This window comes from Microcoleus sp. PH2017_08_TRC_O_A (assembly GCF_020738665.1).
GTDB lineage: Bacteria > Cyanobacteriota > Cyanobacteriia > Cyanobacteriales > Microcoleaceae > Microcoleus.
This window is the reverse complement of record NZ_JAEQCE010000042.1, coordinates 955-21,782: the sequence shown is the minus strand read 5'-3', so window position 1 is coordinate 21,782 and position 20,828 is coordinate 955. Positions and strand designations below refer to the sequence as shown.

Annotated in this window: 21 protein-coding genes; 11 read left to right on the top strand and 10 right to left on the bottom strand. The window is 45.0% G+C overall.

Going from position 1 to position 20,828, the window contains the following annotated elements:
- Window positions 1-4 precede the first annotated feature (4 nt).
- From ltrA to JGK22_RS16410, 4 genes are all read left to right on the top strand, one after another.
- Entirely contained in the window at window positions 5-1,708 is a 1,704-nt protein-coding gene (gene ltrA / locus JGK22_RS16425) for a group II intron reverse transcriptase/maturase (protein WP_293182716.1), read from the top strand.
- 162 nt (window positions 1,709-1,870) lie between these two features.
- Window positions 1,871-2,236: a hypothetical protein gene (locus JGK22_RS16420; protein WP_293182718.1), complete on the top strand. Its 366-nt coding sequence runs from the start codon at window positions 1,871-1,873 to the stop codon at window positions 2,234-2,236.
- Between the two features lie 117 nt (window positions 2,237-2,353).
- A complete protein-coding gene (locus tag JGK22_RS16415) occupies window positions 2,354-3,376 on the top strand; it encodes an Rpn family recombination-promoting nuclease/putative transposase (protein WP_293182720.1) in 1,023 nt (340 codons plus the stop codon).
- Between the two features lie 462 nt (window positions 3,377-3,838).
- Window positions 3,839-4,054 carry a prevent-host-death protein gene (locus JGK22_RS16410; protein ID WP_293182722.1) on the top strand — a complete coding sequence of 72 codons (216 nt, stop codon included), beginning with the start codon at window positions 3,839-3,841 and terminating at the stop codon, window positions 4,052-4,054.
- Between the two features lie 104 nt (window positions 4,055-4,158).
- Here the strand turns inward: JGK22_RS16410 and JGK22_RS16405 are convergent, their stop codons facing one another.
- The 4 genes from JGK22_RS16405 to JGK22_RS16390 are packed head-to-tail and all read right to left on the bottom strand — an operon-like array spanning window position 4,159 to window position 5,517.
- The gene (locus tag JGK22_RS16405; protein WP_293182724.1) at window positions 4,159-4,401 is read right to left on the bottom strand and encodes a YgiT-type zinc finger protein; all 243 of its coding nucleotides are present in this window, start codon (window positions 4,399-4,401) and stop codon (window positions 4,159-4,161) included.
- Window positions 4,402-4,413: 12 nt separating this feature from the next.
- Window positions 4,414-4,638 carry a hypothetical protein gene (locus JGK22_RS16400; protein WP_293182726.1) on the bottom strand — a complete coding sequence of 75 codons (225 nt, stop codon included), beginning with the start codon at window positions 4,636-4,638 and terminating at the stop codon, window positions 4,414-4,416.
- Window positions 4,625-5,107, bottom strand: a complete 483-nt coding sequence (locus JGK22_RS33290; RefSeq protein WP_366025930.1) for a type II toxin-antitoxin system HicB family antitoxin — start codon at window positions 5,105-5,107, stop codon at window positions 4,625-4,627. The genes JGK22_RS16400 and JGK22_RS33290 overlap by 14 nt, the downstream gene beginning before the upstream one ends.
- The gene (locus JGK22_RS16390) at window positions 5,107-5,517 is read right to left on the bottom strand and encodes a hypothetical protein (RefSeq protein ID WP_293182728.1); all 411 of its coding nucleotides are present in this window, start codon (window positions 5,515-5,517) and stop codon (window positions 5,107-5,109) included. Before JGK22_RS16390 ends, JGK22_RS33290 begins: the two co-directional genes overlap by 1 nt.
- 156 nt (window positions 5,518-5,673) lie before the next feature.
- Between JGK22_RS16390 and JGK22_RS16385 the strand changes: the two genes are divergently transcribed.
- Window positions 5,674-5,889, top strand: coding sequence for a prevent-host-death protein (locus JGK22_RS16385; protein ID WP_293182730.1), 216 nt, complete (start codon window positions 5,674-5,676; stop codon window positions 5,887-5,889).
- A 71-nt stretch (window positions 5,890-5,960) separates the two neighbouring features.
- On the opposite strand, the gene JGK22_RS16380 is transcribed toward JGK22_RS16385, so the two are convergent.
- Complete coding sequence (locus JGK22_RS16380; protein WP_293182732.1) at window positions 5,961-7,496, bottom strand: serine/threonine-protein kinase; 1,536 nt, start codon at window positions 7,494-7,496, stop codon at window positions 5,961-5,963.
- A gap of 229 nt (window positions 7,497-7,725) precedes the next feature.
- Here JGK22_RS16380 and ispG point away from each other — a divergent pair, with 229 nt between their 5' ends.
- The 3 genes from ispG (at window position 7,726) to ctpC (ending at window position 10,639) form a co-directional block, all read left to right on the top strand.
- Complete coding sequence (ispG, locus tag JGK22_RS16375) at window positions 7,726-8,949, top strand: (E)-4-hydroxy-3-methylbut-2-enyl-diphosphate synthase (protein ID WP_293182734.1); 1,224 nt, start codon at window positions 7,726-7,728, stop codon at window positions 8,947-8,949.
- Window positions 8,950-9,011: 62 nt separating this feature from the next.
- The gene (locus JGK22_RS16370) at window positions 9,012-9,197 is read left to right on the top strand and encodes a hypothetical protein (RefSeq protein ID WP_293182736.1); all 186 of its coding nucleotides are present in this window, start codon (window positions 9,012-9,014) and stop codon (window positions 9,195-9,197) included.
- A gap of 86 nt (window positions 9,198-9,283) precedes the next feature.
- On the top strand, window positions 9,284-10,639 hold the full coding sequence (gene ctpC, locus JGK22_RS16365) for a carboxyl-terminal processing protease CtpC (protein ID WP_293208487.1): 1,356 nt from the start codon (window positions 9,284-9,286) through the stop codon (window positions 10,637-10,639).
- Window positions 10,640-10,762: 123 nt separating this feature from the next.
- Here ctpC and JGK22_RS16360 read toward each other — a convergent pair whose 3' ends face one another.
- Window positions 10,763-10,945, bottom strand: a complete 183-nt coding sequence (locus JGK22_RS16360; RefSeq protein ID WP_293182740.1) for a DDE transposase family protein — start codon at window positions 10,943-10,945, stop codon at window positions 10,763-10,765.
- Window positions 10,946-11,375: 430 nt separating this feature from the next.
- On the opposite strand from JGK22_RS16360, the gene JGK22_RS16355 reads away from it, so the two are divergent.
- Window positions 11,376-13,895, top strand: coding sequence for a heavy metal translocating P-type ATPase (locus tag JGK22_RS16355; RefSeq protein ID WP_293196236.1), 2,520 nt, complete (start codon window positions 11,376-11,378; stop codon window positions 13,893-13,895).
- A 92-nt stretch (window positions 13,896-13,987) separates the two neighbouring features.
- Here JGK22_RS16355 and JGK22_RS16350 read toward each other — a convergent pair whose 3' ends face one another.
- Window positions 13,988-14,335: a hypothetical protein gene (locus JGK22_RS16350; RefSeq protein ID WP_293158409.1), complete on the bottom strand. Its 348-nt coding sequence runs from the start codon at window positions 14,333-14,335 to the stop codon at window positions 13,988-13,990.
- 104 nt (window positions 14,336-14,439) lie between these two features.
- Between JGK22_RS16350 and tmk the strand changes: the two genes are divergently transcribed.
- Complete coding sequence (gene tmk, locus JGK22_RS16345; RefSeq protein WP_293182744.1) at window positions 14,440-15,084, top strand: dTMP kinase; 645 nt, start codon at window positions 14,440-14,442, stop codon at window positions 15,082-15,084.
- Window positions 15,085-15,449: 365 nt separating this feature from the next.
- Here tmk and JGK22_RS16340 read toward each other — a convergent pair whose 3' ends face one another.
- Both JGK22_RS16340 and JGK22_RS16335 read right to left on the bottom strand, forming a co-directional pair.
- Window positions 15,450-15,584, bottom strand: coding sequence for a hypothetical protein (locus tag JGK22_RS16340; protein WP_293217010.1), 135 nt, complete (start codon window positions 15,582-15,584; stop codon window positions 15,450-15,452).
- A 1,513-nt stretch (window positions 15,585-17,097) separates the two neighbouring features.
- Window positions 17,098-17,994 (bottom strand): aspartoacylase, encoded by an 897-nt coding sequence (locus JGK22_RS16335; protein WP_293313208.1) that lies wholly within the window; start codon window positions 17,992-17,994, stop codon window positions 17,098-17,100.
- A gap of 202 nt (window positions 17,995-18,196) precedes the next feature.
- Here JGK22_RS16335 and JGK22_RS16330 point away from each other — a divergent pair, with 202 nt between their 5' ends.
- Complete coding sequence (locus JGK22_RS16330) at window positions 18,197-19,144, top strand: LysR family transcriptional regulator (protein ID WP_293192009.1); 948 nt, start codon at window positions 18,197-18,199, stop codon at window positions 19,142-19,144.
- A 421-nt stretch (window positions 19,145-19,565) separates the two neighbouring features.
- On the opposite strand, the gene JGK22_RS16325 is transcribed toward JGK22_RS16330, so the two are convergent.
- The coding region (locus JGK22_RS16325) for a calcium-binding protein (protein WP_293313206.1) at window positions 19,566-20,828 on the bottom strand (1,263 nt) is incomplete at its 5' end.

Below are 20,828 nucleotides of genomic sequence, written 5' to 3'. Positions count from 1 at the left end.
AGCAATGAACAAGTCTAAAACGCGGGATAACCCGACGGTGGAATGGAATCAAATCAATTGGCGGAAAGCCGAAAGATTGACATTCAAGTTGCAAAAACGTATCTATCGAGCAAGTGAGCGTGGCGATGTAAAAGCAGTGAGGAAGCTTCAAAAGACCTTGATTAATTCGTGGTCTAATAAGGTTCTAGCGATACGACGGGTCACACAAGACAATACTGGCGTGCGTACAGCAGGTGTGGATGGTATTAAATCACTAACCCCGAAGCAACGCTTTGAGCTAGTAGGTCAACTCAAAACAACTGGTAAATCACAACCGACACGTCGGGTAATGATACCAAAACCAGGCACTAATGAGTCTAGACCATTAGGTATACCCACAATGTACGACCGCGCCTTACAAGCAGTTGTAAAAGCAGCTCTTGAGCCAGAATGGGAGGCAAAATTTGAGCCAAACTCTTATGGTTTTAGACCCGGTAGGTCGTGTCACGATGCGATTGGAGCTATTTTTGACAACATCAGATATAAAGCCAAATATGTGCTAGACGCTGATATTGCCAAATGCTTTGACCGCATTAATCACAAAGCATTGCTTGACAAAATCAATACCTATCCACGACTGAGAAAACAAATTAAGTCGTGGCTTAAAAGTGGGGTATTAGACCAAGGTGAAATCTTTCCGACCGTAGAAGGTACGCCACAAGGAGGGGTCATTTCCCCGCTATTGGCTAACATAGCCCTTCATGGAATGGAAGAACGGGTTAAACAGTTCGTAGGTAACAACATAAACCAACGAAGAGAAATCAGTTTAATCCGATATGCCGATGATTTTGTGATTATACACAAAGACATTGAAGTCATATTAGCCTGTCAGAAGATAATTGCAGAATGGTTGAGTGATTTAGGCTTAGAATTGAAGCCAAGTAAGACAAAATTAACCCACACCCTCAATAAATACAATGGAAATGTTGGGTTTGAGTTTTTAGGATTCCATGTACAACAACATAAGGTAGGTAACTACCGAAGTGCCAAAAATACACATGGAATACCACTCGGCTTTAAGACATTAATTACTCCGTCTAAACCCAAAATCAAAGCTCATCTTGGAAAAATTGAAGAAATAATAGATACCCATAGCCACTCCCCCCAATACGCCTTAATCCAAAGGTTAAATCAAACCATCCGGGGATGGTCAAACTATTATTCAACAGTAGTAAGTAAGGAAACCTTCTCAAAGATAGATAGGCTTACTTATGACAAGTTAAGAGCATGGGCTAGAAGACGGGGAAAAGGTAGCATCAATAAAGACAAATACTGGAGGACAGTAGGCGATAGAAATTGGTGCTTCAGTACAGAAGAAGGTTTAGAGCTAGCCCAACACTCAGCAACGCCTATCATAAGGCACGTAAAAGTAAAAGGCAATGCAACACCTTTCGACGGTAACTGGATTTATTGGAGTTCCAGACGTGGAGAATACCCTGAAACGCCGACAAGAGTGGCAACACTCCTTAAAGCACAAAAAGGTAGATGTACCCACTGCGGTCTGTATTTCACACCTACAGACATCGTAGAAGTTGACCATATCCAACCCCGCTCATTAGGCGGAAAGGATGAGTATAAAAACTTACAACTGCTACATAAGCATTGTCACGACACAAAAACGGAAAATGACGGCTCCCTTAGTAAGGACTATCATAGCAATCCGTTTTGAGTTGTATCCTTAAAAAAAGGATGAAGATATCGAGGAGCGGAATGAAGCGAAAGTTTCACGTTCCGTTCTGAATGAGAGGTAGGGGTAGAAATGCCCCTATCGACTCTAACAACCAAAACGGTACTGCAAACCCCGCACACAAGGTTATAGGAGTTAAGTCAAATGGCAAACAAACTCCAAGTGAACACACAGGCGATCGGCTACAGCGACTTATACTGGAACCGATTTAGTCCGAGAGTAGCGACTATCAGCAGCATCCGCAACGCCAACCACTGGGACGGCGGATTTATCACCTACATTGCATATCCCACAAAAGTAGAAGCCACAGCAGCAATGAAACATTTGCTACTGAATCAAAAAGCTGCGGATGTTGATATGCGGAAAGCCAAGCGGATGAAAGCAAAAGGCATTCGGTGGGAACTCAAAATTCGGGGTTTAGCTTTTAATGAAGTGTTGAAACTGGCAACAATGGATATAACTGGAAAGCTAGTTATGTCATCTGTAACAACTACTCAAGCCACAGGCTGATAGCTGAATTTAGATAATTTGTAAGGGCGGTGCCCATGCCCGCCCTAACTCCAGATTTTTCTCTTACCTCTACATCTTCCTCAGTGTCATCTGCTGTTCACGAAAAACTATAACTATATGCGTTTCATCAGCCCCAAAACAGACTTTGCATTCAAAAAAATCTTCGCATCTTCAGAACATCCAGAAATTTTAATCAGCTTCCTAAATGCAATGCTGTATAACGGAGAATCCACAATCGAAGAAATAGAAATAATTGACCCTTATTCAGCCGGAAGCGTCACAGGATTAAAAGACACCTACCTGGATGTCAAAGCCAAGATTACCGGAAACAAAACCGTAATTGTGGAAATGCAGGTACTCAACGTCGCCGCCTTTGAAAAACGAGTCGTGTACAACGCAGCCAAAACCTATTCTACTCAACTCAAAGCCGGAGAAGGTTATTTAAGATTAAAACCAGTCATTGCCTTAACCATCACCGACTTCATCTTGTTTGAAAACAGCGACAAACTAATTTCGCACTTTGAATTCACAGAAACCGAAGAAAAATTCGTCTATCCCAACTGCGAAATCAAATTAGTGTTTGTCGAATTACCGAAATTCAAAAAAGAATTGAATGAACTCACAACTCTGCCTGAAAAATGGATTTACTTCATGAAAAACGCACCCTCATTGGAAGTAGTACCAGAGACATTGGGGTCAGTTGCAGAGATTAATGCCGCGATGGGAATTGCCAACCGAGCAAATTTGACCCTCGACGAATTAAATGATGTAGACAAGCGAGAAATGTTTATCCAAGACCAACTAGGTTCTGTGACAAAAGGGATAGAGATTGGTATTCAAAGGGGAATACAACAAGGAATACAACAAGGAATACAACAAGGGATTGAACAAGGGATTGAACAAGGGATTGAACAAGGGATTGAACAAGGGATTGAACAGGGAATCGAAAGGGGTAAAATTGAGGGGGAAATAGGATTAATTATGCGTCAGATTGTGCGGCGGGTGGGTGATGTTACAATGGAAATTCAAACTCGCATCCAGGGGTTATCTGCGGCACAGTTAGATGATTTGGGAGAGGCTTTGTTGGATTTTACAAGTGAAGAGGATTTAATTGCGTGGTTAGATTCTGCGGTTGGATGAATAGCAGTTTGTAGATACCGTAGTTCAGCGGTAGGGTGCGTCAATCGATTTTAGATTTTAGATTTTAGATTTTAGAGGCGATCCCACGGATAAATTCGGGGGAAGAGAGGATTTTCGATTTTCGATTTGGGATTGATTCCACGGATAAATCCGGGGGCTTGTAGCACCTTTGAAATTCTCGATGAGTTTGGTAGTTCTCAATTATCACTAAAAATCTCATTCTGACGCACCATTTATTCCGGGCGTGCGTCAGAATGAGATTGTGAGGAAAGTAGCGAAAATCTCACTCTTCTGACGCACCCTAATTCTAAATAAATCGTATTGAGATATAGCCTTTCTCAGAAAGATGAGGTATGACTGGGAATAGGGCATAGGGCATAGGGCATAGGGCATTAGGGCATACCTCACTTTTTTGAGAACCGCTATATAATTGAGTTTTAACAGAACACAAATTATTGTCCTATGAAAATCGTTGACAAAAGTCAATTAACTGCTCAATTACTCGAATTATTGCAACTTGTCGAGATTGAAGGCGAAGAGATTTTAGTGATGGATGGGAATAAACCAGTTGTGAGAATTTCTCAGTATGAAAAGTCTCTTTCAACTGAAGAATTATTTAAGGATATGCGCGGGAAAGTAAAATATTTTGAAGATTTAACTACGCCAACATTTATTTGATCGAGTATTTGGTAAGGTGCGTCGCTATGAGATTGTCGATTTTTGTTTAGGAATTTTCGAGGCGACGCACCCTACGACTCAAACCATAAATTCGATCCTATAATTTACCCAACTCGAAAAGATTGCCCCATCGCTTGGAATTCTTGAGTCTCCTCTCGCTGCAATTGCTGTCTAATTTTGGCAAATTTCCTAACTGTTTCGACAGAGTACAACCGTTCTCCACAGCTTAGGCAAACTTCAGCCGATACTTTTAAGATAGCAGTATGCTTGCCGCCCCGTAAAAGTTTATCGACTTCTTTGATAACTATTTCACCGCTGCAAATAGGGCATTTTTCTACAGATATCATTGTTAATTTATCCTATGCAAATACTGCTTCTACGGCTTTCGGCAATTCAATCGGCACGAAATACGCAACTGGATACAAATAATCTTCACCTGATTCATCAATAACTCGGATAAATAGATGTTCCGCAGCGCGATTATCCGGTATGATTCGATAGATTTTTCGGACTTCCAAGGATGCTGGATAATCTTGATTGTTAATGCAAACTACAAAATTGGTTTCTAAGTTAAACTTCAACATATTTGCACAAAGTCCTCGGTTCAGGAATAGACGAACCAGCTTGTCGCAACTCTTCCAAGTGTAAGACTATTGCTTCTTTAATTTGCTGTTCTACCTCTTCGAGAGTTGTACCTGTTGCCGCACATCCCGGTAAATCTAGAACGTAAGCAGAATAATTGCTGTTGGCTTTTTCAATCGCAATTGCATAACGTATACTTTCGCGCTGCCGATTTGCGGTGGCGTCAGTCAGCAAAATCGACCCTTCCCTCGTCAATTCCCATCTGTCGCGCGGCGAACCTGTTTCGATATATCGTTTAACCAAGCCATCAGCAGCAAGTTTTTTTAAGACAACCATCATGTCAGGTTCTCGCGGTACATCTCGACGGGAAAGTGCATTCGCAAGTTCGTACCAACTCCACTTTCCTTGACCTTTAGCTACTAATTCAAGGAGCACTAATTCAAGCTGAGTTAATTGAGTTAAGTTTTGCATTAAAAGTCCTCCACGCTAGGATGAAATAAAACGCCAAATCCTTCTTTTAACTTATAATCCTCAAGAGTCGCTGTGTGAGCGTTGTTCCAGAGTTCATAAGCTTCATCGGGATTTTCTGGTTGTCTTGTGGGATAGCCAAGTTTTTTATACCTCAGATACTCGCGCAATTCATGAGTGTAGAAGCGCAAATCAACAGGCTCAGCTACAAGGGTTTGTGCGACTATACTTCTTAACCTTTCTACCATTTTTAGTTCTGCTTCACCCACAGGATTAAATCTGCGAACATGAGCTTCAACTAAGCCAATCCCTTTATCAGTAATTTTAACATTTTGATAAGATAAGTTGAGAATCTTTCCGCCAGCTTTCGAGGGATTGAAGGGTCTGCCACTTATTGCACCTTTTTCTAGCATTGCATTGATATTCCACTGCGCGATTATCCCGTCGTATCATATGAGTTTATAGCGACAATCTCCCTAGCTATCGATCTTAGCTCGCAATGACACGTTTTGCTAAGTGAACCGTATTGAGATATAATAGAGTTTTAACACAACACAAATCATTGTCCTATGAAAACCATAGACAAAAGTCAATTAACAGCTCAATTACTAGAATTTTTGCGACTTGTCGAGCTTGAAGGCGAAGAGATTTTAGTAATGGATGGGAATAAACCAGTTGTGAGAATTTCTCAGTATGAAAACTCTCTTTCAACTGAAGAATTATTTAAGGATATGCGGGGGAAAGTAAAATATTTTGAAGATTTAACTACGCCAACATTTGTTTAGTCAAGTAGTTTGTAAGGTGCGTCGCTATGAGATTGTCGATTTTTGTTGAGGATTTTTCGAGGCGACACACCCTACGACTTGACGTGAGAAAGAAGAGCCCACAACTTGTCGTGGCTAACACAATGTCTTAGAATATCCGCTAAAATCCATGCGAAGCAAATAATAATCAATGCGAAGCAAATAATAACCCCTGCGATACCAACCCCTTCCCATAACGACCATTTAAGGTAGGAATTCAGATGAAAATTCCACGCCAACCACGCCAACCACACAAACCCCACCATCCAACCAGACATACATACTCGACCCCAAAACGAACTATAAATCTTAACTGCGGGGAGGTGTCCTGATGGTGCTTTGATGTTGAATTTTAGATCATTATAAGACAACCAACTTTCTTTCACGCGCCACCCTACGCCATCGCCAAAAGCTTCCCAAATTTTACCATCATATTCCCTGGTTCCCCCCAGACTTTGATAGATGCGTTTCTGCACCGAAAAGCCGAAACGTCCGTTACTGTATTTTACCCAAAGTTGGTCAATAGTTCGTAAGTCTTCACAGGGGAATTGATCAATCTCTTCAATGCTGAGCCACCTCTCCTCTGTTCTGCCTGCTGCTTCCAGCATCTTATTCGTCGTTTCCTTATCTGCCTTTTGCCATTCTCCGCCAGCCAACAGCCGATCGAGGTTGCGATAATCGACTCCTTTTGCTGAAATCAAATTTACACGTTGTGGCGCGGGCTGTGGGCTAGGAATCGTTGGCAAAACACCCCCTATTTGCCCCCAATTACCAAGGGTAGGTTGTGGAAGCATAGCCAACCATTTTTGAACCGACTGAGGGCGCTTTGTTGCATCCATTTCCATCCCTTTCATAATTGCCCGATGCACCGCATCGCTAATATTAGGATTAATCTGAAACGGCGGCTTTAAAGGATGATTTAAAGCCCTCAAATATGCAGGAGTTGGCGGTGTCCTCGTTAGTAAATAGTATAGCGTTGCCGCCAGAGCATAAACATCTGTATACTCAGCAAATCTGCCAATCTCCCCGTACTGTTCGGGAGGTGCAAAACCGTGTGTTAGCCCCAAAGTCATTTGCTGAGTGCGATCGGGAATAAAACCCCGCGCCAAACCAAAGTCAATCAAAACTGCATCTTGATTGTCGCGAACCATAATATTTTGTGGCTTGATATCCCGATGTAGCAAACCTTTTTCGTGAACTACCATTACGGCTTCTCCCACTTTGCGGATGTAGTTTAAAGCTTCGGTTTCCGATAGGATGCCGCGCTTTTCTACTAATTTCCACAAATCTTCCCCTGCCACATATTCCATCGCAATACAGGGCAAATTACCATCAATGAAATAGTTGTCTATTTGCACAATATTGGGATGTTTGCACAAAGATAGCAGTAGCGCCTCATCCCGGAATCTGTCCCGATACCGGGCAAAATTTCGATCGCTCAATAATTCATCTTTCAGCGTTTTGATGACAACCCGCCCCCCGTTTTGCGCCTTCTGCGCTAGGTAGGTGATGCCAAAGCCGCCCTCACCTAACTTGGCTTCAATAATATACCGATCGCCATTTAAGCCCTGCCCCGGTGTCCAAACCATTCCCCTCACCGCCAACCAATATCAAGGTTTATCTCAGCCTAGCCTGTATCTTAACTGTATTTTGTAGGTTGGGTTTAGTTCCACCGGCTCAACTTCAGTTGGCTTTCCCGGTGATGGTTGGCTTTTAGTTCGATAAACCTGTTTGTCCAAACAGGTCATTTCTATGGCAACCTAAAAAACAGCAGACACAATTTTATAAACTTTAATTAGAGAACACCAGCCATCAATTATGCAAACTCTGCCCAATCCAACTAAAACCGCATCTAGCCAACCAGTATTCGACACCAGCATCAAACGCCGCAAAACCCGTCCCGTCAAAGTCGGCAGTATCACGATCGGCGGAGGCAACCCAGTCGTCGTACAATCGATGATTAACGAAGACACCCTCGACATCGACGGATCGGTCGCAGGAATTCGGCGACTGCACGAGATTGGCTGCGAAATCGTCCGCGTTACGGTGCCCAGTATGGCCCACGCCAAAGCTTTAGCCGAAATTAAGCAAAAATTGCACGAAACCTACCAAGCCGTGCCCCTGGTTGCTGATGTCCACCACAACGGGATGAAAATTGCGCTGGAAGTGGCAAAACACGTAGACAAAGTGAGAATCAATCCCGGACTTTACGTGTTCGAGAAGCCGAAAGCCGACAGAAGCGAATACACTGACGCGGAATTCGCCGAAATTGGGGATAAAATCCGCGAAACCCTGGAACCTCTGGTGATTTCCCTGCGCGATCAAGGTAAAGCTTTGCGAATCGGCGTCAATCACGGTTCCCTCGCCGAACGGATGCTGTTTACCTACGGCGACACCCCGGAAGGTATGGTGGAATCGGCCCTGGAATTTATTAGAATTTGCGAATCCCTCGACTTCCGCAACATCGTGATTTCCCTGAAAGCCTCCCGCGCGCCGGTGATGGTGGCTGCTTACCGCTTGATGGCGCACCGGATGGACGAATTGGGGATGGATTACCCGCTGCATTTGGGCGTTACGGAAGCTGGCGATGGCGAATACGGGCGCATCAAATCCACTGCTGGTATCGCACCGCTGTTGGCTGACGGTATCGGCGATACTATCCGCGTCTCGCTGACTGAGGCGCCGGAAAAGGAGATTCCTGTCTGCTACAGCATTCTGCAAGCCTTGGGATTGCGGAAAACTATGGTTGAGTATGTGGCTTGTCCTTCCTGCGGCCGCACTTTGTTTAATTTGGAGGAAGTGTTACATCAAGTGAGAGAGGCGACGAAGCATCTCACGGGTTTGGATATTGCAGTGATGGGCTGTATTGTCAATGGGCCGGGCGAAATGGCTGATGCTGATTATGGCTATGTCGGGAAGCAACCGGGTTATATTTCTCTGTACCGCGGCCGGGATGAAATTAAGAAGGTTCCTGAGTCTGAAGGTGTGGCAGAATTGATTAATTTGATTAAGTCGGACGATCGCTGGGTTGAACCTGAGTAGGCTTTACTGGATATAGTTTTCAGGTTTGGGGCGGGCAAGATGCCCACCCCACAACTCTTGTGGTGGCACAGGCATCTTGCCTGTTGCTTTTGGGGCGGGCAAGATGCCCACCCCACAACTCTTGTGGTGGCACAGGCATCTTGCCTGTGGCTTTTGGGGGCGGGCAAGATGCCCACCCCACAACTCTTGTGGTGGCACAGGCATCTTGCCTGTGGCTTTTGGGAATACAACTCGGCAAAGTTGAATAAATATGTATCCAAAATCCGACCAAGCCTTGCCTGTGTTAGATTGGGCGTGATTATTCTGAACTCTTTTCCTCCCGCGCGTCAGACAAATGGTTATAACAAAACGAGGGCTTGTTCTAAGTGCAGCAGCGGTGTTACTCACTGCTGCAACTCTTGCCAACACTGGTTGCAGTTCTAAATCCCTGGCTTCTTTTAGGGGAAGTCCTAAAGAATTGGTTGATGAAGTTTGGCAGATTATTGACAAAAGTTATGTTGATGGCACTTTTAACCAGGTTGACTGGAAAGCGGTGCGGAATGATTATTTGAACCGGACTTATACTAGCGATGAGGAAGCTTATAAAGCAATTCGAGAAATGCTGAAGAAGCTGGACGATCCTTATACGCGGTTTATGAACCCGGAAGAGTTCAAAAATATGCAGGTTGAAACTTCTGGTGAACTCACAGGAGTTGGGATTCAGTTGACTCAAGATGAGAAAACTAAGAAGTTGGTGGTGATTTCTCCCATTGAGGATACTCCTGCTTTTACTGCTGGTATTCTAGCAAAAGATATCATTACTAAGATTGATGGCAAAACTACTGAAGGGATGGATACGAATCAAGCGGTAAGTTTGATTCGCGGCCAGGCTAATACTGAGGTGACTCTGACTATTTTGCGGGACAAAAAGGAAATAGATTTTAAGCTGAAACGCGCTAAAATTGAAATTCATCCCGTGCGGAAGTCGGTGCAGAAAAGCCCGATCGGCGAAATCGGCTATATTCGCTTAAATCAGTTTAGCGCGAACGCTGCATCGGAAATGCGATCGGCAATTAAGGATTTGGAACAGAAAAAGGTGACGGGTTATATTCTAGACTTGCGTTCCAATCCGGGTGGGTTGCTCTACGGCAGTATTGAAATTGCTCGGATGTGGCTCAAAGAAGGTACGATCGTCTCTACGGTCGATCGCGTCGGTGAAGCCGATCGACAAACCGCAAACAAAGGAGAGATTACCGACAAACCTTTAGTTGTCCTCGTAGACGGCGGTTCAGCAAGTGCTAGCGAGATTCTATCCGGCGCTTTGCAAGACAACAAGCGCGCGGTTTTGGTGGGAACCAAGACGTTTGGTAAGGGTTTGGTTCAGTCAGTACGCGGTGTGGGAAATGGTGCCGGTTTGGCGGTGACAATTGCCAAGTATTTTACTCCCAACGGCACTGATATCAACCACATGGGAATTAAACCTGATTTTCAGGTTGAACTCACTGACGCTCAAAAACAGGAGTTGCGGCGCGATCGCGATAAAATTGCTACGACGGCCGATCCGCAGTACGCCAAAGCTTTGGAAATTTTGACCAATAAAATTACTGGTAAAACAGGGAACGATAAGGCGGAGTCGAAACCGCAGGCGACGCCTTCTAAGCCCGCTGCTGCACAGGCTAAACCCAGTGCGGCACCTGCTAAATCTAAGTAGTTTTTAGTCACAAAAACTTCAGTAAAGAAGGACTAAAGTCCTCACTACGAACCTGCAAAGAAGGACTAAAGTCCTCACTACGAACCTGGTTTGTAGTGAGGACTTTAGTCCTTCCAAGTTCGTTTATTGCGGTTGACATTTACCAGCGCGAATTAAACCGATGCGTCGGGCGATCGCATCTTCAGCAGAATCGTAAGGGCCCCACTGTTCTATAATAGTGGGGCTTTGCTGTGCGATTTGAGCCGGCAAAATCTCGCAATTACCAGCAGGACGTTTGACAATATAAAATTTATCTGATTCTGTCATAGCTAAATTTCTCACCTAAAAGTTCAATACTAACTAATCGTACCGTTGAAACCGCGTCTGTACAAACGATGTCCGTGCCAATCGGACTAAAGACAATTACCGTCTAATCTTCAACCCCCTCTTAGAGTGCGTGAGTGTCTGTATAGATACAGTTTCAACCGTACATCCAATCTTCAGAATTAAGATAAGAATTAAAAAAAACTAACACTTTCGGAAGATGCCAGAAATTTTATCTATGATAAAAATATAGACATTTGTCTAAACTGTGCATTATATCAATTCTGGTTGTATCGGAATTATTTAACCGCAGAGAACGCAGAGGACACAGAGGGAGAGAAGAGAGAGATGAATAATTACTCGGCTAGACGGAATTGATATAATGCACTTTCTGTTCTCACCAAAATATTCTAATCAATACCGAAAAAAACCAATGCAATTTATTCCCAAAACAGTCCCCGAAAATCAATCACAAATCATCCCAGTTAAAGAATCTCCCCCGCCAGAAGTTGTTACTTTCGATGTCGGTGGGATGAAATGTGCGGGTTGCGCTGCATCAGTTGAACGCCAACTCATGCAGCATTCAGGCGTAATTTCGGCTTGCGTTAACTTGGCCGTAGAAGTCGCAACAATTGAGTGTCAACCGGGGGCTGTCGATGCAGAGGCTTTAGCGAAAAAGTTGACTGATAACGGATTTCCTTCTCAGTCTCGCTTAGGTGAAAATCAGCGGGAAGCAGAAGCGGCGGCAATTGAACGGCGGCGGCAAGAAATTCGACAGCAAATCAATCAATTGTCGATCGCCCTTATTCTAATTATTCTATCCGGTTTAGGACACATACTCGGCACCAAAGCCCCAATTCTCAGCAACATTTGGTTTCACTGGGGACTCGCCACCCTCGCATTGCTGCTACCTGGCCGCCCGATTATCGTTGACGGCTGTCGCAGTTTGTGGCGAAACGCACCAAACATGAACACTTTGGTAGCTTTAGGCGCAGTCACGGCTTACACGGCTAGCAATGCGGCGCTGCTGTTTCCACGCATGGGATGGGAGTGCTTTTTTGACGAACCCGTGATGCTTTTGGGCTTTATCTTGTTGGGCAAAACTCTCGAACAGCAAGCCAGACGGCGCGCTGCATCAGCTTTGCAAGCTTTAATCGCACTACAACCAGCGACAGCCCGCTTAGTTGATTTTAAACTGCCGATTTTAGATTTGGACTCTCAAGAATTGCCTGCAAACTCGACATCTGCGGTCTACAATCCACAATACATTGAAATTCCAGCCGATCGCGTCCGAGTCGGAGAATGGCTGCAAGTTTTACCCGGTGAAAAATTTCCGGTAGACGGCGAAGTCTGCGAAGGTAAAACAACCGTAGATGAATCGATGCTGACTGGCGAATCGATGCCAGTTTTGAAGCAACCAGGAGATACAGTCGCAGCGGGAACTATCAATAAATCCGGGGCAGTTGTGATGCGGGCAACTCGCACCGGTCAGGAAACAACTGTAGCTCAAATGGTGGCTTTGGTACAAGCCGCCCAAACTCGCAAAGCGCCGATTCAACACTTAGCTGATACTGTCGCCGGATATTTTGTCTATGGCGTAATGGCGATATCGGCTTTAACTTTCCTATTTTGGTATTTCGCCGGAACTCATATTTGGCCTTCTGTGCTTTTAGGACACAATATGGGGCATGGGGCATCGGGCATGGGGCATGGGGCATTGGGCATGGGAAATCAATTATCAATTACCGATTACCAATCGCCTTTGCTGTTAAGTTTGAAATTGGCGATCGCAGTTTTAGTCATTGCTTGTCCTTGTGCTTTGGGACTGGCTACCCCAACTGCAATTTTAGTCGGTTCTGGCATCGGGGCGGAGCGCGGACTTTTAATTCGCGGTGGCGATGTTTTAGAACGAGTGCATCAATTAGATACTGTGGTTTTTGACAAAACTGGGACTCTGACAACTGGAAATCTCACACTCACTGATTATTTGCCGATTTTCCAGAATTCAGAGTTGGATTTGAACTCGGATATTAATGTGGGAAACAAACAAGATATCTGTTCCACAATTTCCACAATTTCCACAATTGACTCAAAACTGCTGCAAATTGCCGCAGCAGTCGAAAGAGGCGCTTGTCATCCCATCGCCGCGGCGATTTTGCGGGAATCTCAACAGCAAGGTTTGCCGCTGCTACCTGCTGATGATTTCTACACGGAACCGGGCTTCGGGGTTTCTGCTTTAGTGGAGGGCCAGCGGGTGTTCGCGGGGAATGCTGAGTGGATGAACCAGCAGGGCGTCGCTGTGGCTGCGGAACTTTTGGAGTCTTGCCAAGGCAAAACGGCGGTTTACGTGGCTTCTGGGGGTGTTTTGCTGGGGGTAATCGGGCTAAAAGATACTCTGAGGCCAGATGCTAAGGCGGCAGTCGATCGCCTGCGGGGCATGGGATTGCGGGTAATCATGCTGACGGGCGATACGGCGTCGGCGGCGTTGGTGGTGGCGCAGCAGCTAGGTTTGGCGGCTGCTGATGTTTTGGCCGAAGTGCGACCGGAGGGGAAGGCTCGGGCGATCGCCAGTTTGCAAGCCCAAGGCTGTAAAGTGGCTGTAGTGGGAGATGGAATCAATGATGCCCCGGCTTTGGCTCAAGCTGATGTCGGTATCGGTTTGCACTGCGGGACTGATGTCGCGGTTGAGACTGCTCAAATTGTGCTAATGCGAAATGCTTTGATGGATGTTGTTGAGTCGATCGACCTTGGTCGCGCTACTTTTAATAAGATTCGCCAAAATTTATTCTGGGCTTTTGCTTATAATACTCTGGGAATTCCAATTGCGGCCGGTCTCTTGCTGCCTGCAACTGGAATTTTACTCAGTCCTGCGGCAGCAGGCGCATTTATGGCGTTTAGTTCTGTTAGCGTTGTTACCAATTCTTTGCTGCTGCGCCGGAAGTTTCGAGGTTAAATTTAGACCTTCCAAATAAAAGTCATCAGTAATTAGTCATTAGCCAGGAACTAATGACTGATGACTGATGACTGATGACTAATGATTTATGGCTACAGTGCCATACTCTCCAAAAGCCGCCAGTTATTGTTTTTCATAACTGAACGACTGACTAGCTCGAACATTTGACGGCAGTGGTTATTGGTTTGCAGGGGCAATTCCTCGTTTTTGATTACGAAGTTCATGCGAACTTCTGAGTCACTAGCCGTGTTTTTCTCAATTAGGACTTCGGCGGTGACCAGTTTCGGAATCGAAACTTGACCCGGAAGTTCGCGAGCCATCAGGGAATCTCCTGTATTGTAGATAATATCAAGATTGCATGACTCTAAAATTTCAATCAGGGATTGACGGAGACGGTCGATCGGAACTGCAACGATAAAAAAACCAGTATAGCGAGCCATAGAAAACTCCAACCATGAGGCACTGAGACTTTATTATCATACCGAACCTAGAACAGATATACGGGAGGATTCATATTTATTTTATTGAGGTGCAAAGTTAGGCAATGAAGGGCAAACTTATCGTATTTGAGGGGGTAGAAGGTGCTGGAAAAACTACACAAATGCAGCGATTGATACATTGGCTGCAAGTAAGTTATTTTCAGAAAGTCCGGTTGGTGGCTACTCGCGAACCGGGGGGTACGGAGTTGGGAAAAGGACTGCGGCATTTGTTACTCAAACAAGATCCGGGTGAATCTGTATCTGATGTAGCAGAATTACTCATGTACGCTGCCGATCGCGCTCAGCACGTCGAAACTTTTCTTAAACCCGAGTTATCGAAAGGAACGATTGTTTTATGCGATCGCTTTACAGACTCCACGATTGCTTATCAGGGCTACGGCCGCAATCTTAATTTAAATTTAATTAAGCAGTTGAATGCAATTGCCACCGGCGGCTTGGAAAGCGATCTGACTTTGTGGCTGGATATTAATGTGGAGGCGGGTTTGACAAGGGTAAGGGCCAGAGGAGAGCGCGATCGGATCGAGCAAGCTGATTTGCAGTTTCACAAGCGCGTACAGCAAGGTTTTACGGAGTTGGCACAGGAACATAAATCTCGAATTTTCCGGATCGATGCCGATCGCCCTGAAGATGCGATCGCCCAGCAAATTCAAGGTATCGTAAGTCACAAGTTAGAAGTTTGGGGATACTAAATAATCCCAATTCGGAAAATTAGAATGACATAGGCGGCCAGAAACCGGGTTTTTTAGGAAATATTTCCTAAAAATTCTCAATATCGATGAAAAACCCGGTTTCTTCCTTTTGTCCCAGCGCCGTTAACTGTAATTAACCGAAATTAACCGAGAAAAAATCCCAGCACTTTACTCGTTAAAACCTGGATACAGTCCAATAAGCTTGGGTTAAGCTTTTTTGATGATTGCGCTGCCCAGAGATCGATCGCAGTGTATCTTTTTCACATCCTTGTTATCCGCAAGACAGTCTTATCCCAAGCGTGTTGTCTTATATACAAGATTCGCCAGTGGGGACAGCACTACCGATTTTTTTGCTAACCAGATCTCTAAACAGAGAAGAAATCTCCAGGGGCGATCGCCCGATCGCCGCCTTCGCCTACAGAAACGCGAGTAATTGTCATAAATCCCCAAGCTAAAAATACCAGTTTAATAGACCAGTATTTGGTCGATCGGGCTCCCAAAGCCTCCCAGAAGACAGATTCGTGGGGTTGTAGGGCGATCGGCTAATAGACTTCTTGCAAAAATATTTAGGACGGGCTAGAAGCCCATCCCACAAAAATCTTTTTTCTTGTGGGATGGGCTTCTAGCCCGTCCCAAAATTTGATTAATAAGGACTTTTGCAATCTTGTCTAATGTTTCGGAATAGTTGCTGCTGTGGTTTCTAGACTGTTATCCCATTTGGGTTGGCTGTTGTTGTCAAAATGTACTCAACTTGCTAACAACCTGCTATACTCATACTATAACCTACATATGTACATTAAATATTGACTATCAGGTGGGAATAAACAGCTAGTTTGATAGAAGCCTGATAGAAATTTAAGCCCTTACAGAACGTTGAAAACTGAATATGCAAGCAAAAAGCAACCACGTCCCTGAGACCATAGGAATTCAATAAAGAATGGTATTAAGTACGTCTACCCTGGTATTGTTTCGGGATTGGCTGATTCTGGCGCGATAAGTTCTCGCTTATCTATCTACCATACCCGCCATACGTTCATCACCCTACAAGCCCACGCTGGCACTGACTTACTTCTGTTAGCTACCGCCTGCGGTAACAGCGTAGAGGTCATCCAACGCCATTACCTAGGGATTGACACAACGGTTCAACTAACTGACATCTAACCCCCCCCAATCCAGCCCGCCCTAATAAGGCGGGTTTTTTATTGTCTATATTCCCATTCGATAGTCCATATGTAATCTGCATATGGGGTTTTCACCCTGAATAAACAGCCAAAACAAACCTACCTACCGCTTCCTGTAGTACACATTCCCCGCAGTAATACAAAATCATTCATTTCCGATAGCATCTCGCGTTTATTAGCCCCGGAAAAGGGTAAAAACAGCCCCTTAAAGCCCGATTACATCGCCAACATACTTGGGGGGGGGGATTTGCTCACTACCTCTCACCCTACCTACCCACCATCTACCCACACCTTTTTGCCTACATTTACCTAATACTTATTGACTTGAAGTTAATTAACATTATTACACAGGCGAGATGATACGTCACTTCATAAATTCATTGTTTGAATTCATAAAAGTCATAACCCTAATGTCATAAAAGTCATATTTTGAATCATTGGGGAGTTATATCTATCATGCCCGATCGAAAGATGAGGTATGTAGTTGGGCTTTAGCCCTCTTAGTTTCGTCGTTATATAAGCTTTCAGTCATACCTCATATTTTTGAGAAAGGCTGTCTATCATGTCCGCTCGAATTACCTTAGTAAGATTGGTTCGATAGTTGGAAATTCTGTCCTGGGATGGATGCGGACTGAAGTCCTCACTACAAACCTTAGTAAGATTGGTTCGATAGTTGGAAATTCTGTCCTGGGATGGATGCGGACTGAAGTCCTCACTACAAACCTTAGTAAGATTGGTTCAATAGTTGGAAATTCTGTCCTGGGATGGATGCGGACTGAAGTCCTCACTACAAACCTTTTTTGTTTCTGGTAATTGACGATGGGATAGGATTTTATGCAGTTTTAAGCTGAAGCTGTTGTTTTTTAGTCAAAAGCATCGCTATGTGCTTTTCATAATAAGCAGCTTCGTTAATGAATACAGGGAAAACTGTAGATTCTCCTTGATAGGGGAGCGATTCTCCCGTAAATGTGAGAAACATCGGTTCACCGGGATGTAAGGGTTCGTAATCTTTAAACTGAAGTTGGGGATGGATAGTGGCTTGCATTTCACCTACAGCATTTCTCGGGTAGTCTACGGAAACGATCGCCTGATATGCAGTTAAATATGATGGTATAACTAGCGGATTGCCCCGATTTGTGGCATCGAGATAATCTACAATGGTGCGAACCAGCCTTTCGGTTTGCTGAAACAGATGGGCATTAACGACTCCCTGGGCGATGGGCCCAACTTCTATCGTGCAACCAAAAGCAGATAGCGATCGCAACATTGGCGAATCCTGACCATCCTCATCTCGGAAACAAACTCGAACTGAGCGATCGAGCTCGCTTAAATAGGCTAATAATTGTAAATTGAATGGATGTTTGCTAGACGGTAAAATTGTCAGCCCCATGTTCGCCGTTGTGCTGTGGAGGTCGATAATAAAATCAGCCCCATGATGGTATTTAGGACATAGTTGGGCGGAGATTTCCTTAGCGCGTATGTCTTCGTAACCCGTCAACTCTGGGTTAGCCAAATCTGCGCGGCTAAAGCAACGGTTCAAATCGCGATCGACATAACGCCGATTCAGCGCCACCGCTTTCGGGTTGGCTAATAAGGCAACTGTCTCAAAGGTCGATCGTTTCAGCAAGTCTGGGAATTGTTGAAACTTCTTAATCAGGTAAACTCCTGTTAACTCATTTCCGTGGGTTCCTCCGACAACTGCAACTCGTCGAATTACGTGCGACAACATAAATAATCCTCGTTTTGTGATAATTAAAATCGTAATTGCTCGCCAAATTTTCTAACTATTACTTCCAAAATAAACAAGTTATTATTAGATGTCAAATACTTTTTTTAATATAAGAATATACTCAAAAAGTATGGCAGTATCTACTCAATAACCGCTATAGTAATTATTCATTTCCAAGTTTAAAGTTTAACATCTAAAATCTATGGAACTTCGCCATCTCCGTTACTTCATTGCAGTGGCAGACGAACTGAGCTTTACCAATGCGGCAAAGCGATTGCACATTTCGCAACCGCCCCTAAGCAACCAAATTAAAGATTTGGAGACTGAATTGGGCGTGCAACTATTCGATCGCAAAAGTCACCCAATTGGGCTAACTCCAGCAGGACAGGCGTTTTTAGAAGAATCTCGTGCAACTCTGGCACTGTTAGAACAAGGGGTACATAAAACCCAGCGCATTCATCAAGGTGAATTGGGTCACTTGACGGTGAGTTTTACGAGTTCGATCGCGAATGGTGTCTTTCCAGAGATGCTGCGAACGTTTCGACAGCGATATCCAGAGGTAAAACTGATTTTACAGGAAGAAAATAGTGCTTTTCTAATTCAGAGATTGCGCGATCGCCAAACTGATATCATTTTTCTGTATCTCTACCACGAAATCTCGGAAGACAATGATTTAGAAACGATGTCTATCACGGAAGAACCACTTGTCGCCGTTTTACCTAAAAACCATCCGCTGGCAGCCAAATCCCAAATTTCGCTTGCTGACGTAAAAAATGAAGAATTTGTCATGCCCCTGCATCAAGTTGTGGCGGGTTTGTCTGAACAAATTTACCATCTATGTTCGCAAGCAGGATTTGTGCCGAAAGTTGTTCAAACAGCCGTCTTTATGGTCACGATTTTGGGGTTGGTTGCAGGCGAAACTGGTATTAGCATTCTGCCATCTCACGTCCAGAATCTTCAACGCAAAGGAGTGGTGTATCGTCCGATTCTGGAACAAACGACAACCACTAACTTAACTGCGGTTTGGCGGCAGAATGATTCATCGACTATTTTGCAGCAATTTCTGGAGATTATTAAAAGCCTCTCAATTTATCAGCCGGAAACATCGATTATTTCAGCGTCAGAATTAGAAGTAGAGTGTGTCAGCTAGAGAGATTTTTGCGACAAACTGATATCGTTTCCGGTTGCATAGGAATTATTATTAATCTCTCTATTCTCTCTCTGTGTCCTCTGCGCCCTCTGCGGTTAAATCATTCCCATACAACCGGAAACGATATGACAATCTAAAAACTGACGCACCACAGAATAAATGGTGCGTCAGAATGGGATTTTTTGTATGTGAGAATGCTCTTTCCTGACGCACCCTACGGCTAATTTTATCGCCCAAACAGGATAAAATCACTGCGCTCGATCGCACTACCAGCCACTGTATTCGTAGAAGTAGGGTGTGTCAGAAGCGTGAGATTTTCGCGACCAATTCATCATCTCGGAACTGACACACCATTTATTCCATGGTGCGTCAGTTCCGAGATTGTCCGTGATGATTGAGATTAAACTGACGCACCCTACGGCTAGTTCGATCGCCCAAACAGGATAAAATCACTGCGATCGATCGCACTACCAGCCACTTTATTGACCGTAGCCAACAGTTGACCGTTCTGAGAAATCGCGATCGCACCTGCATTAGGGCTTTGGGTAATAGTGAGTTGAGCAAAAGTTAAACCGCCCGCTAACACTAGCAAATCTTCACCTTTAGTGAAATCAGCAATGACATCGCTGCCTTCACCTGCGGTTAAAATAAAGCGATCGCGCCCAATGCCACCACTGAGAATATCGTTACCTAAACCCCCAGTCAAAGTATCATCACCCTTACCGCCGTACAGAGTATCATTGCCGTCATCACCGCAGAGGTTGTCATTACCGCCGTTACCAAACAGCAAATCGTTACCCGCACCGCCACAGAGGGAATCTGGAGATCCGTTTAAGTTGATCGCGCGACCGCCGAAAATAGTATCGTCCCCATCGGCGCCGCAAATGCTATCAGTACCGCGATCGCCCAGCAGCAGATCGTTGCCCGTACCCCCCACCAGAACATCATCGCCCTTACCGCCGTTCAGCGTATCGTTGCCCTCTCCACCGCCCAGAGTATCCGCAGCATCTCCTCCATTCAAGAAGTCGTTACCAGCACCGCCAAACAGCAAATCGCGTCCGGTAGAGTCCGGGCTAGACGGGTCAAAACTGCCTCCAAACAAGCAGTCGTTACCCTCAGCCCCCACCAGAGTGTCGTTTCCCTTGTCACCCCAAATCAAGTCATCGTCTTTGCCACCGATCGCCACATCATCGCCTTTACCACCGAAAATGAGATCGTCGCCGGCATCCCCGTTGAGGTAATCATTACCTCTGCCGCCAAATAACAAGTCTTTGTCTGCATTCGGGCCAAGAGGGATATTGCTGGGCCGCCCGCCATAAATATTGTCGTTACCGCTTCCGCCCAGCAGAATGTCGTTCCCGTTGAAACCGTTGATAGCGTCGTTGAGATTGCTACCGATGAGGAAATCGTTGCCCTCAGTGCCGTTGAAAGTGCGATCGACTGAATTCGGCCCTGGAATTGAATCGATCGCAGGTAAGGTAATTTCGTCGCAAGTGCGATCGTCGGCATTACCGCCACCAATGCTGTCAGAGTCAACAGGATTTGGAGTCGGAGTCGGAGTTGTCGCCGGAGTTGGACTTTCCGCCGGAGTTGTTACCGGAGTCGGAGTTGTTACCGGAGTCGGAGTTGTTACCGGAGTCGGAGTTGTTACCGGAGTCGGAGTTGTTACCGGAGTCGGAGTTGT